This is a genomic window from Streptomyces sp. NPDC089919 (genome assembly GCF_040684615.1).
GTDB lineage: Bacteria > Actinomycetota > Actinomycetes > Streptomycetales > Streptomycetaceae > Streptomyces.
Map to the genome: position 1 here is coordinate 1 of NZ_JBFBGK010000081.1, position 13203 is coordinate 13203.

Annotated in this window: 6 protein-coding genes; 1 reads left to right on the forward strand and 5 read right to left on the reverse strand. The window is 74.5% G+C overall.

Translation table 11 applies throughout. The features are described 5' to 3' along the window. The 5 genes from AB0O40_RS27165 to AB0O40_RS27185 form a co-directional block, all read right to left on the reverse strand. On the reverse strand, nt 1–3210 hold a 3210-nt coding region (locus AB0O40_RS27165), incomplete at its 3' end, for a CDP-glycerol glycerophosphotransferase family protein (RefSeq protein WP_365047003.1). Between the two features lie 144 nt (nt 3211–3354). Continuing rightward, nucleotides 3355–5616, reverse strand: coding sequence for a bifunctional glycosyltransferase family 2 protein/CDP-glycerol:glycerophosphate glycerophosphotransferase (locus tag AB0O40_RS27170; protein WP_365047006.1), 2262 nt, complete (start codon nt 5614–5616; stop codon nt 3355–3357). A gap of 147 nt (nt 5617–5763) precedes the next feature. Further along, complete coding sequence (locus AB0O40_RS27175) at nt 5764–6675, reverse strand: carbohydrate ABC transporter permease (RefSeq protein WP_365047009.1); 912 nt, start codon at nt 6673–6675, stop codon at nt 5764–5766. Further along, nucleotides 6672–7982 (reverse strand): sugar ABC transporter permease, encoded by a 1311-nt coding sequence (locus tag AB0O40_RS27180; protein ID WP_365047012.1) that lies wholly within the window; start codon nt 7980–7982, stop codon nt 6672–6674. Before AB0O40_RS27180 ends, AB0O40_RS27175 begins: the two co-directional genes overlap by 4 nt. Next, a complete protein-coding gene (locus AB0O40_RS27185; protein WP_365047015.1) occupies nt 7982–9400 on the reverse strand; it encodes an ABC transporter substrate-binding protein in 1419 nt (472 codons plus the stop codon). The genes AB0O40_RS27180 and AB0O40_RS27185 overlap by 1 nt, the downstream gene beginning before the upstream one ends. Before the next feature lie 596 nt (nt 9401–9996). Here AB0O40_RS27185 and AB0O40_RS27190 point away from each other — a divergent pair. Then, nucleotides 9997–13131: an efflux RND transporter permease subunit gene (locus AB0O40_RS27190; RefSeq protein WP_365047018.1), complete on the forward strand. Its 3135-nt coding sequence runs from the start codon at nt 9997–9999 to the stop codon at nt 13129–13131. Nucleotides 13132–13203: the final 72 nt, after the last annotated feature.

Below are 13203 nucleotides of genomic sequence, written 5' to 3' on the forward strand. Positions count from 1 at the left end.
GTAGTCCTCCAGGTCGGGGGCGTGCAGCAGCACCGGCCGGCCGGTCAGCGTCATGTCGCACATCAGCGAGGAGTAGTCGGTCACCAGCAGGTCCGCGACCAGCAGCAGCGCGGCCGGGTCCGGATGCGCCGAGACGTCCCGCAGGAACGGGGTGCGCGGCAGGGCCGGACCGGTGGCCAGCGGGTGCCGCCGCACCAGCAGGACGTGGTCCCGGCCCAGCTCCCGCTCGGCCAGCTCCAGGTCCAGGTGGCGGCCCGGATCGAAGCCGAACCGGCCCTCCGCGTGCGCCAGATGGTCCCGGAACGTCGGCGCGTACAGCACCGTCCGCACCCCGGCCGGCAGGTCCAGGGCCCGCCGCAGCTCGTCCGCGGCCTTCTCCCGGTCGGGCGCCAGCAGCAGGTCGTTGTGGGGCGAGCCGGCCTCCAGCACCTCGCCCGTGTGCCCCAGCGCCCGGCGCAGCAGCCCGGTGGCGAACCGGCCCGGCGAGACCAGCACCGACCACTGCCGGGCCAGCCGCGGCAGCGACTCCAGCCGGCGGTGGTCGGCGTACAGGCCGCCGGTCAGGTCGGCGCCCACCCGCTTGACCGGGGTGCCCTGCCAGATCCGCACCACCGTCTGGTCGGTCCGCCGCTCGAACCAGTCCGGCAGGTCCGCGGCCGTCACGATCCGGCGGGCCCGGGCCAGCGCCTCGTACCAGGCGCCGCTGTGCAGTTCCACCGGCGTGGTCGCGGGCGGCGGAGCCAGCCGCTGGTCGTGGGTGACCCACAGGTGCTCGGTGTCGGTGCCCCGGCGCAGCAGCTCCGCGTGGACCGCCCGGGCCGCCGGCGACTCCCCGTACAGCACCGCCTCCCGCAGCGGCCGGGCCCGGTGCGCCGGGTAGTGCGCGCTCTGCAGCATCCGCTGCCGGTACGGGCCCCGCTCGGCGCGCGGCAGCAGCGAGCCCGCGGTCAGGTGCAGCCGGTCGCCGTGCCGCCGGCCGACGGTGAACTCCCGCCCGGCCGCCGTGAAGTGCAGCGGCAGCTCCTGGGCGGTGGCGGCCAGCATCCGCAGCGGGTGCTCGCTGCCGTTCGCCTCCCGCAGGTACGCCGACCAGTCGCCCTCCCGCAGCGCCCCGCCCGGGGACAGCTCCGCGGTGAAGCGGCCGCGCTGCGGTGCCAGCGGGACCAGCAGCTCCTCCTGGAGGTCCGGGTGGCGCAGCACCAGCTCCGCGGACTCGGCGCAGCCGCCCGAGCAGCTGCCCGCCAGCCGCAGCAGGCCGTCCTGCGGATCCCACTCCACCGAGGACAGCAGCGGCCGCTCGGTCACCTCCAGGGTGAGCCGCCCGTACGCGTCGGCCAGGACGCACAGCGGGTAGCCGCCCGGCGTCAGCCCGGGGGAGGCCGCCAGCTCGGCCGGCGAGCCGTCCGCCAGCTCCAGCTCCGCCGACCACGCCCCGCCCTCCGCGGCCGGGAAGCCGGCGCCCGGCAGGCCCGGCGCCGGGGGCCCGGCCAGCAGGGTGGGGTCGAGCAGCACCGAGAAGTCCCGGCCGTCCACCGCGACCGGGCAGGTGAAGCCCGCGCCGCCGGCCCGCCACAGCCGGAGCCGGGCCGGCGGCCGCGGGCCGAAGAGCGTGCCGGTCAGCTCCAGGGTCCCGTCGGCCAGCAGGGCGTGCCCGGTGACCAGCGCCGCGTACGAGCGCACCCGCAGCACCGCCCGGCCCTCGGCGAAGTCCAGCGTCAGCCGGGTGCCCAGCCCCGGGTCGTGCACCAGCGGCTGCGCCCGGCCCGGGTCCAGCGCCCGGACGGCCGCCCGGCGCAGGCCGCTGACCACCCCGATCTGCCAGTCCCCGGGCCGCAGCCCCGCCGGGTCCACGGTCATCTCGAAGCCGGAGCCGTCGTAGCAGTGCCGGCTCTGCCCGGAGGTCTCGGTCGCCTCCTCGGCGACCGTGGAGCGGGTGGGCACCAGCCGCAGCCGCCGCCCCGAGCGCAGCACCCCGGTGCGCAGCGGCAGCCGGGGCGCCGCCGCGTCGAGGTTGCGGATGTACGCGTAGCCGGTGAGCCGCAGCAGCCCCTGCGGCAGCCAGGCCGCGGACAGCAGCCGGGCCACCACCGGCAGGTCCGCGCCGCCCAGCCGGGTCGCCGGGGCCGGCAGCGGCACTCCGGGGAAGACCGCGTGCCGGGCGCCGGGGGTGCGGCGCACGTCGAAGTCCGCGCCGTCCGCGAGGAGTTCCAGCAGCTCCGGCACCCGGCCCTCGCGCACCAGCTGGTACTGGGCGCGCAGCCGCACCGGCAGCCCGTCGGTGATGGCCGGGCCGGCCCGGTCCAGGAAGGCGGCGGTGCCGGCCAGCAGGGTGTCGCGGTACTCGGGACCGGCCCCCGGCAGCTCCTTGAGGAAGGGCACGAAGTCGTCGCCCAGGCAGGACGCGTCGTAGGTGCGCCGGTGGCCGGCCGAGCCGGTCCGGGCCTTCGCCGGGGACCGCGGGGCGCTCCCGCCGCCCGGTCCCAGCCGGGCCAGGAACTCGCTGATCTCCTCGCAGGCGGTGATCCGGTCCCGCACCCCCGCGGGATCCGCCCCCCGCCGGGTCAGCGAACCCTCCCGCACCCGCCAGTAGTAGACGTGCTCCTGGAGCACGTCCACCGAGTCCGCGAGGAAGTGCGCGGGGATGGTCACCGGCGCGTCCTCGTACAACCTCCCCTCGGGGAAGGCCAGTTGGTGGTGGTCCCAGAAGGAGCGCCGGAAGACCTTGTTCCAGGCCGCCCGGTCGGTCAGCAGCTCCCACCGGCGGGTGATGTGGGTGGACTCCAGATCGCCGCCGCGCAGCCAGCGGAACTGCCGGCTCTGCTCCCGCTCGCGGCCCCGCAGCCGCCACACGTTGCCGGTGGCGAAGTCCGAGCCGGTCCGGTCCAGGCTGGCCAGCATCCGCTCGTAGGCGTCCGGCGCCACCAGGTCGTCGCTGTCCACGAAGGTCAGGTACGGCACCCCGGGCGTGGTGTGCCGCACCCCGGTGTTGCGGGCCGCCGCCGGGCCCGCCTGCGGCTGGGCCACGTACCGGAACCGCGGGTCGCGCTCCGCGAAGTCGGCCGCGATCCGGCCGCTGCCGTCCGTGGACCCGTCGTCCACCAGCACGACCTCCAGCGCGGGGACGGTCTGGGCGGCCACCGACCGCAGGCAGTCCGGCAGGTACGGCGCCACGTCGTGGACCGGGATGACAACGCTGAGACGGGGCTTCACGAAAGGCGCCTTCCGGGACGAAGGTTACGGGTGGTGCCCCAGCTCAACCCGTCCGGGCGCCCGGGGTCACCACCACTGCGCCGAACGAGTCGGCGCCCACCCGTCCGGGCGCGGCCGTCCGGTCCCCCGCGCCGCTCCGGGACCTCAGTCGAGCGAGAGCCGGTCGAAGCTGCGGGGCCCGCGGCGCTGGGAGGGCGTGCTCGCCGAGGCCGCCGGCGCGGCCGGCGCCGGCCGCCGGTCCTCCAGCGGCACGAAGGCCGGCAGCCCCGCCGACTGGCCCAGGAAGACCCGCCGCACCACCCGCTCCGCCGCCTGCCCGTCGTCGTACGTGCAGAACCGCTGCCGGAAGGCCGAGCGCAGCTGCGCCGAGCGGGAGCCCTGCCAGTGGCCGGTGACGAAGATGTCCACCAGCTCGTCCTCGGTCCGGGCGATCGCGCCGGGCGGCGCGGACCGCAGGTCGAAGTAGGTGCCCCGGGCCGCCTCGTACGCCTCCCAGTCGTCGGCGTGCAGCACGATCGGCCGGTCCAGGCAGGCGTAGTCGAACATCAGCGAGGAGTAGTCCGTCACCAGCGCGTCCGAGGCCAGGCACAGCTCCTCCACCGACGGGTGGTCCGAGACGTCGATCAGCCGCGGGTGCGGATCGGTGCCCAGCGGACCCTCGTACAGGTGGTGCGCCCGGGACAGCACCGTGAAGCGGGGGCCCAGGTCCCGCAGCACCTTCTCGAAGTCCAGGTGCTCGGGGCGGCTGCGCCGGTAGTCGCGGTGGGTGGGCGCGTACAGGATCGCGGTGGTCCCGGCCGGGATGCCCAGCCGCTCGCGGATCTCCAGCACCTCGGCCGCCCCGGCCCGCTGGAAGACGTCGTTGCGCGGGTAGCCGTACTCGAGCGTGGTGTAGCCCGAGGGCAGCGCCTTCTCCCACACCAGCGTGGAGTGCCGGTTCCCGGAGAGCAGGTAGTCCCACTGGTCCGCGCCGCGCAGCAGCCCCGCGAAGTCCGTGGTGGGGCTGGCCGCCGGGCGGTCCAGGAGGTCCAGGCCGACCCGCTTGAGCGGGGTGCCGTGCTGGGTCTGCACCAGCACCTGGCCGGGCCGCTTGACCAGCCCCCGGTCGAAGTTGACGTTGCTGACCAGGTACGTGGCCCGGGCCAGCGCGCTCCAGTGGGCGGCCGAGCCGGGGCGCAGCCGCGCGGTGCCGGCCGGCAGGGTGGCGTCGTGCTCGGGGCCGCAGATCCACGCGGTCCGCATCCGGGGCGCCAGCTCCCGCAGCTTCTCCTCGATCGCGGCCGGGTTGCAGGCGTAACCGCCGTGCCAGTACGCCGAGAAGACCGCGAGCTCCGGGCGCAGCGGCAGCCGTCGCTGGAGCCGGTAGTGGAGCAGCAGCAGCCCCTCCCGCAGCCCGCGCCACATACCCCGGGTGCGCGCCGCCGACCGCAGGTGGGCGGCGCGCAGCAGCCGCAGCGCCCGGTACGAGCGGCGGGTGCCCAGCCGCATCAGGGCGTGCCGGACCCGCGCCCCGGGCGCGACGGGGGCGCCCGGCGCGCGGTGCCGGCGCATCGAGGCCCGGGCCAGCTTGAAGAACTCCGCCCGCGCGGCCCGCGGCAGCCGGCCCGGCGCGGCCAGGATCCTGGCGTAGTGCTCGGCCATCTTGCGGTAGAGGGCGGGCCGCCAGCGGTCCAGCTCGGGCCGCTGGGCCACGAAGCCGAAGAGCCGGTCGTACTGGCCGAAGACGTCCAGGTGCCGACGGGTGGATGTGGACAGCAGCGAGCCGGTCCGGCGCTGGCGGTAGTGCACGCAGACCCGGTCCAGGACCGCCACCGACTCGGCCGTCAGCAGTGCGGGCATGCTGTAGGGCGTGTCCTCATAGAGCCCGGGCGGGAAGAGCAGACCGCTGCGCTCGACGAACTCGCGGCGGTAGGCCTTGTTCCAGGCCACCGGCAACAAGCCCAGCAGGGCCGGCCGGTCGGCGAGCCGGAAGCTGGCCGGCCCCTCCTCGGAGAGCCGGCGGGCGAGCTGGTTGCGGACCACCTCGCCGGTCCAGTAGGTGCGGGCGTAGTCGTAGACCAGCACGTCGGGGGAGCCGGTGGCCTTGAGGCGGTCGGCGACGGCCTGGAGCGCGCCGGGCGTCAGGGTGTCGTCGCCGTCGAGGAAGACCAGGTAGTCGCCGGTGGCCCGGGCGGTGCCCGCGTTGCGGGCCGGGCCCAGACCGGCGTTGTGGGGCAGGTGGACGGCCGTGACGCGCGGGTCGCGGGCCGCGCACTCGTCGATGATCGAGCCGCAGGCGTCGGGGGAGCAGTCGTCGACGGCGATCAGCTCGAAGTCGGTGTACGACTGGGTCAGGACGGAGTCCAGACTCTCCTGGAGGTACGCCTGGACCTTGTACGCGGGCACGATGACGCTGAACCGGGGCACGGCACATCCAGGGGTCGGCGCGGGCATATTGCCCAGGAACCGCTGGTCGGGTGATCGGGTTACGCACGGTGTGGCAACCGGGTTATTCATTGGATTACTTGATCGCCACCGGGGCGCCAGCCCGCGCGGGCGCCCCGCCCCGGCGGGCTACTTGACCGCCCCGGCCATCACGCCCGAGACGAACTGCCTCTGGAAGGCGAAGAAGACCACCAGCGGGACCACCATCGACAGGAACGCACCCGGCGCCAGCACGTCGATGTTGTTGCCGAACTGCCGGACCTGCTGCTGCAGGGCGACCGTGATCGGCGGGTGCGCGGAGTCCGCGAAGACCAGCGCCACCAGCATGTCGTTCCACACCCACAGGAACTGGAAGATGCCGAGCGAGGCGATCGCCGGCCCGCCCAGCGGCAGCACCACCCGGGCGAACAGCCGCAGTTCGCCCGCGCCGTCCAGCCGGGCCGCCTCCAGCAGCTCGCGCGGGATCTCCGCGAAGAAGTTGCGCAGCAGGAACACCGCGAAGGGCAGCCCGAAGGCCGTGTGGAAGAGCACCACCCCGGCCGTGGTCTCGAACAGCCCGACCTTCCCGAAGAGTTCGGAGACCGGGATCAGCGCCACCTGCACCGGTACCACCAGCAGCGCCACCACCACCAGGAACAGGCCGTCCCGCCCCGGGAAGTCCAGCCAGGCGAAGGCGTACCCGGCGAACGCCCCGAGCACCAGCACCAGCAGGGTCGCCGGGACGGTGATCAGGACCGTCGAGACCAGCGAGCCGGTGATGGTGTCGTCGGAGAGCAGCGAGGAGTAGTTCTCCGCGGTCAGCCGGGAGGGCGCGGTGAACACCTGCCACCAGCCGTGCGTGTCCAGGTCCCGGGAGGAGAGCAGCGAGGACAGCAGCAGCCCGGCGGTGGGCAGCAGCCAGACCGCGCCGGCCACCACCAGGAACACCCGCACCGCGCCGCCCGCGGCCCGCCCGGCCAGCGCCGCGACCGGGCCGGGCCGGCGCGCGGGGACGGCGGTCGCCGTCGTCGGGCGTTCCACGGGGACTCCGGTCGCCGTCATCGGGCGGCCTCCTTCCGCATCCGGCGGATGTTGAACCACATCACGGGCATCACCAGCACCAGCAGCAGCACCGCGATCGCCGAGCCCACGCCCTGGTCGGCGTCGGTGCCGAAGGAGGTCCGGTACAGCTGGAGGGCCAGGACGTTCGCGTCGTCCTGCACCGCGCCCGGGGCGATCACGAAGACCAGGTCGAAGATCTTCATCACGTTGATCACCAGGGTCACCAGGACCACCGCGAGCACCGGCGCCAGCAGCGGGACCGTGATCCGCCGGAACACCTGCCACTCGTTGGCACCGTCCACCCGGGCCGCCTCCAGCAGCTCCCGGGGCACCGCCGCCAGCCCCGCCCCGATCAGCACCATCGCGAAGCCGGCCCACATCCACACGTACGCCCCGATCACCGCCGGGGTCACCAGCGACGGCCCCAGCCAGTCCACCCCGGCGTACGGCTCGCGGAAGTTCCCGGCCGGCAGCCGCAGCAGCGCGCCGTCCGCGCTCGCCGGCAGCGAGAAGCCGCCGTCCGGCCGGGCCCGGGCCGAGGCCACCACCTCCCCGTCCTTGACCGCCTCGATCCGCATCCCCGCGTACCCGGGCTCGCGCGCGTCCACCGCGCCCCGCCGGCCGCCGCCGCCCCGGGCGAAGTCCTGCCAGGCGGTGCCGGTCACCCGGCCCGGCTCCCCGACCGCCGCCCGGGCCGGCGCACTGTCCGCCGGCAGCTGCTCGGGCCGTACCCCGACCAGCGGCAGCAGCACCGGCACCCCCGCCCGGACCGGCGCCCGGGTCACGAAGCCGCCGCCGGGCGCCGGGACCAGCACCGCGCCGTCCCGGGGCCGGGCCCGCGGGAAGGCGGAGGACTCGGCGAAGGTGTCGTGCACCCCCACCCAGACGGCGTTCGCCACGCCCCGGTCCGGGTCCTGGTCGTAGACCAGCCGGAAGATGATCCCGGCCGCCAGCATCGAGATCGCCATCGGCATGAACACCAGCAGCTTGAAGGCCGTGCCCCAGCGGACCCGCTCGGTGAGCACCGCGAAGACCAGGCCCAGCGAGGTCGCCACCGCCGGTGCCAGCACCACCCACACCGCGGTGTTCCGCAGTGCGGTGCGGATGGCGTCGTCCGTGAACAGCTCGCGGTAGTTGGCCAGCCCCGCGAACCGGTCCCCCGACCGGTCGAAGAAGCTCCGGTAGAGGGAGTAGCCCACCGGGTGCACGACCAGCGCGCCCAGCAGCACCAGCGCGGGCAGCAGGAACGCCGCCGCGACGGCCCGCCCCCGGCGCCGGGCGCGGGCGTTGGCGCCGGACGCGGACATCAGTGCCCTCCCCCAGCTAACGCTGGGCGGTGCCCCCAGGCCTTCGTCGCGTCCGACTCCAGCCGCTCCTGCGTCCCGACCACGTCCTTCGGGCGCATCAGGAAGTCCTGGAGGGCCTTCCACTCGCCGGCGCCCGGGGTGCCGCCGAAGGCCGCCGGGGCCTGGTCCGACATGTCGAAGCGGAAGTCGTCACCGGCCCCGATCAGCGCCTTGGCGATGTCCCGCTGCACCTCGTCCGGGTACGCGCCCGGGCTCACCGCGCGGTTCGGGGAGATGAACCCGCCCAGCCCGGCCCAGACCGTGGCCGCGTCCGGCGAGGCCAGGAAGGTCAGCAGCGCCTGGGCGCCCTTGGACGGCTTCAGCGCCACGGCCACGTCACCGCCCGAGATCACCGGGGGCTTGTCGCCCACCGCCGGGAACCGGAAGACCTTCGCGGTGGTACCGATCTTCGCGCCGGTCTCGGCGATGTTCGCGGCGACGAAGTCGCCCTCGTAGACCATCGCCGCCGCCGGCCGCTCGCCGGTGAAGGTCTGCGTCACGGACTTGGGGAACTCGGTGGCCAGCGCCCCGCTCTGACCGCCGGCCAGGAAGTCCTTGCGGCCGAAGACCTCGGCGAGGGTGGACAGGGCCTGCGCCACGCTGGCGTCGGTCCACTTGATCTCGTGCCGGGCCAGCCGGTCGTACTTCTCGGGGCCCGCCTGCGAGAGGTAGATGTTCTCGAACCAGTCCGTCAGCGTCCAGCCGTCCGCCCCGCCGACCGAGAAGGGCGCGGTGCCGGAGGCCGACAGGTCCTCGGCGGTCTTCATCAGCTCGGTCCAGGTCCCGGGCGTGCCGGGCACCCCGGCGTCCTCGAAGGCCGCGGAGTTGTACCAGATCAGGGACTTGTTGGCGGCCTTGAAATAGACGCCGTAGGGCGTGCCGTCGACCGTGCCGAGGTCCTTCCAGCCCTTGGAGTAGTTCTTCTCCAACTGGGCCTTGGCCTCGGGGCCCAGGGGCTGCGCCCACTTCTGCTTGACCGCCTGCACCAGCGCCCCGACCTGGGGGAGCAGCGCCACGTCCGGCGGCTGGCCGCCGGCGATCTTCGTACCGAGGAAGGTGACGATGGGGTCCTGCGCCGGGACGAAGCCGACCTTGGCGCCGGTCCGCTTCTCGAACTCCTTCAGGACCTTGGTGAAGTTGGCTTGTTCGGGGCCGGTCCAGACGGCCGCCACCGACAGTTGCTCGCCGTCGAGCCGGGGTAAGGCCACGCTCGGCGCCGCGCCGGACGGCGAACCGCTGGGCCCCTTCCCGGACTTGTCCCCGTCCGACCCGCCGCAGGCGGCGAGCGTGAGCGCCAGCCCCAACGCGCCGACCGTCACCGCGGTCCGCCCACGGCCACCGCGGCCCGCCCGCCGGTGGTGGTGAAGGGTTCCGTACATACGCCTGCCCCCGTCTCCCGGTGTCGTGATCCCGACCCCACAGGTCTACGCCGGGGCCGTCCTAGCCGCAATAGGGCGTACGGGGGCGGGAGTTGGTGGAGGGGGCCCCGGTGTGCGGGGCTGCGGGGGGCCGTCCGTGGCGTGTGGGTCCCCGCGCCGCTTGACGGGGGTGGCCTGCAGGCCCTGCGGCAGGCCCACCCCTGGGACGAGCGGCTTCGCCGTGGCCCTCCGGGCCATCCCAGGCCCGGGCCTGCCTCCGGCCCAGCCTGCCACCCCCGTCAAGCGGCGCTCCCCACACATCCCGACCGCCCGCGGGCACGCGTACAGGCGGCGCTCCCCGCACATCCCGACCACCCGCGGCGGGGCGGGGGCGGGGACGGAGTGGGAGGAAGCGGGCGGGGCGTACGGCGGTGTACTCCAGGCGCGGTATGCGGCAGGTAAAGGAGGCGACCTGGGGGCGAGGATCCGGCCGCCCCGCATGGACCAGGGTGGAGCGTCGGCGCTCCCGTGCGCACCGGCGGCGCACCGCGCCCCCGGCAGACCGCGGGCCGCCCGACCGCCTGCCCCGCTCCGCCACGGAAGAGAGACCTCCACCCATGTCCTGGCTGTCCCGTTTCAGCCTGGCGCAACGGGCCCTGATCGGACTCGTCTCGATCATCGCGCTCGCCTTCGGCGCCATCGCCATCCCGCAGCTCAAGCAGCAGTTGCTGCCCTCCATAGAACTGCCCATGGTCTCGGTCCTCGCGCCCTACCAGGGCGCCTCGCCCGACGTGGTGGAGAAGCAGGTCGTCGAACCGCTCGAGGACACCATCAAGGCCGTCGACGGCATCACCGGTGTCACCTCCACCGCCAGCGAGGGCAACGCCCTGATCATGGCGACCTTCGACTTCGGCGACAGCGGCACCAAGCAGCTGGTCGCCGACGTCCAGCAGGCCGTCAACCGGGCCCGCGCCCGGCTGCCCCAGGACGTCGACCCGCAGGTGGTCGCCGGCTCCACCGACGACATCCCGACCGTCGTGCTCGCCGTCACCTCCGGCAAGGACCAGCAGGCACTGGCCGACCAGCTCGACCGCACCGTGGTCCCGGTCCTCGACGACATCGACGGCGTGGGCACCGTCACCGTCTCCGGCGTCCAGGACCTCCAGGTCACCGTCACCCCCGACGACGCCAAGCTGGCCGCGGCAGGCCTCGACGGCCAGGCCCTCACCCAGGCCCTCCAGGCGGGCGGGGCCAGTCTGCCCGCCGGCGCCTTCGACGAGCAGGGCCAGAACCGCACCGTCCGGGTGGGCGGCGGCTACACCTCGCTCCAGCAGGTGGCCGACCTGCGGCTGTCCGCCGGCCCCGGCAAGCCCGTGGTCCGGCTCGGCGACGTGGCCGCCGTCAAGCAGGAGGAGTCCACCCCGGTCTCCCTGACCCGCACCAACGGCAAGCCCAGCCTCGCCGTCGTCGTCACCATGGACAAGGACGGCAGCGCCGTCGCCATCTCCGACGCCGTCAAGGACAAGCTCCCCGCCCTCCGCGCCGACCTCGGCGCCGGCGCCGAGCTGACCGTGGTCAGCGACCAGGGCCCGGCCGTCGCCAAGTCCATCTCCAGCCTCACCACCGAAGGCATGCTCGGCCTCGCCTTCGCCGTGATCGTGATCCTGGTCTTCCTGGCCTCGCTGCGCTCCACCCTGGTCACCGCGGTCTCCATCCCGCTCTCCGTGGTCCTCGCGCTGATCGTGCTCTGGACCCAGGACCTCTCGCTCAACATGCTCACCCTGGGCGCGCTGACCATCGCCATCGGCCGGGTCGTCGACGACTCGATCGTGGTCCTGGAGAACATCAAGCGACACCTCGGCTACGGCGAGGAACGCGAGAGCGCCATCCTCACCGCGGTCCGCGAGGTGGCCGGCGCGGTCACCGCCTCCACCCTCACCACCGTCGCCGTCTTCCTGCCGATCGGCCTGGTCGGCGGCATGGTCGGAGAGCTCTTCGGCTCCTTCTCGCTCACCGTCACCGCCGCCCTGCTCGCCTCGCTGCTGGTCTCCCTGACCGTCGTACCGGTCCTGTCGTACTGGTTCCTGCGCGCGCCGAAGGGCATCGACCCGGCGGACGCCGAGAGCGCGGCGGCGGCCCGCCGGGCCGCCGAGGAGAAGGAGGCCAAGGGCCTCCTCCAGCGCGCCTACGTGCCCGTCCTGCGCTTCGCCACCCGGCGCCGGCTCACCAGCGTGGCGCTCGCCGTCGTGGTGCTGGTCGGCACCTTCGGCATGGCCCCGCTCCTGAAGACCAACTTCTTCGACCAGGGCGAGCAGGAGGTCATGTCCGTCAAGCAGGAGCTGCCCGCGGGCACCTCCCTCGGCGCCTCCGACGCGGCGGCCCGCAAGGTCGAGCAGGTGCTCGGCTCGGTCGAGGGCGTGAAGGACTACCAGGTCACCGTCGGCTCCGCCGGCTTCCTGGCCGCCTTCGGCGGCGGCACCGGCTCCAACCAGGCCTCGTACCAGATCACCCTCGACGACTCGGCCTCGTACGAGGACACCCGCGACCGGATCGAGGCCCGGCTCGCGAAGCTCGACGGCATCGGGCGCACCACCATCGCCGCCGGCGACGGCTTCGGCAACCAGAACCTCAAGGTCGTCGTCAAGGCCGGGGACGCGGCCGTCCTGCGCACGGCCGCCGAGCAGGTCCGCGGCGCGGTCGCGGGGCTGAAGGACGTGGCGGACGTGGAGAGCGACCTCTCCCAGTCCGTCCCCCGGATCGCCGTCACCGCCACGCCCAGGGCCGCGGCCCTGGGCCTGAACCAGGCCGCCCTCGGCCAGCTCGTCGCCCAGTCGGTGCGGGGCAACACCGTCGCCAAGGCCGTGCTGGACGACACCGAGCGGGACGTGGTCATCCGCTCCGCCCACCCGGCGGCCACCATGGCCCAGCTGAAGGCGCTGCCGGTCGGCCCCGTGAAGCTCGCCGACATCGCCACCGTCGAACTGGTCCCCGGCCCGGTCTCGATGACCCGGATCGACGGGGCCCGCGCGGCCACCGTCACCGCCCGCCCGGTCGGCGACAACACGGGCGCGGTCAGCTCCGCGCTCCAGAGCAAGCTGAAGTCCCTCAAGCTGCCCGAGGGCGCCACCGCCTCGGTCGGCGGCGTCTCCGAGGACCAGGACGAGGCCTTCGCCAAGCTGGGCCTGGCCATGCTGGCGGCCATCGCGATCGTCTTCATGCTGCTGGTGGCGACCTTCCGGTCGCTGGTCCAGCCGCTGATCCTGCTGGTGTCCATCCCGTTCGCCGCCACCGGAGCGATCGGCCTGCTGGTCGTCACGGGCACCCCCATGGGCGTCCCGGCCATGATCGGCATGCTGATGCTCATCGGCATCGTGGTCACCAACGCGATCGTGCTGATCGACCTGGTCAACCAGTACCGGGCCCAGGGCCTGGGCGTGGTCGAGGCCGTGGTCGAGGGCGGCCGGCACCGGCTGCGGCCGATCCTGATGACCGCGCTGGCCACGGTCTTCGCCCTGCTGCCGATGGCCCTCGGGGTCACCGGCGAGGGCGGCTTCATCTCCCAGCCGCTGGCCGTGGTGGTCATCGGCGGCCTGCTCAGCTCCACGCTGCTGACGCTGCTGCTGGTCCCGACGCTGTACGCGATGGTGGAACTCCGCAAGGAGCGCCGCCGCGACCGCCGCGCCGCCAAGCGCACCGCCCGCCTGACGGTCGTCCCCCACCCCGCGGACCAGGACACCCCGGCCGGCGTCTGACGCCCGGCACCCACAAGGGCCCCGCCCCGCGCCCCCGCCCCGGGGGAGCGGGCCGGGGCCCTCCGTGCACCG

What these genes read in the sequence shown, in the direction of transcription:
- AB0O40_RS27175 (WP_365047009.1), bottom strand. Translation starts at nt 6,675, where the DNA reads ATGACGGCGACCGGAGTCCCCGTGGAACGCCCGACGACGGCGACCGCC.
- AB0O40_RS27180 (WP_365047012.1), bottom strand. Translation starts at nt 7,982, where the DNA reads ATGTCCGCGTCCGGCGCCAACGCCCGCGCCCGGCGCCGGGGGCGGGCC.
- AB0O40_RS27185 (WP_365047015.1), bottom strand. Translation starts at nt 9,400, where the DNA reads ATGTACGGAACCCTTCACCACCACCGGCGGGCGGGCCGCGGTGGCCGT.
- AB0O40_RS27190 (WP_365047018.1), top strand. Translation starts at nt 9,997, where the DNA reads ATGTCCTGGCTGTCCCGTTTCAGCCTGGCGCAACGGGCCCTGATCGGA.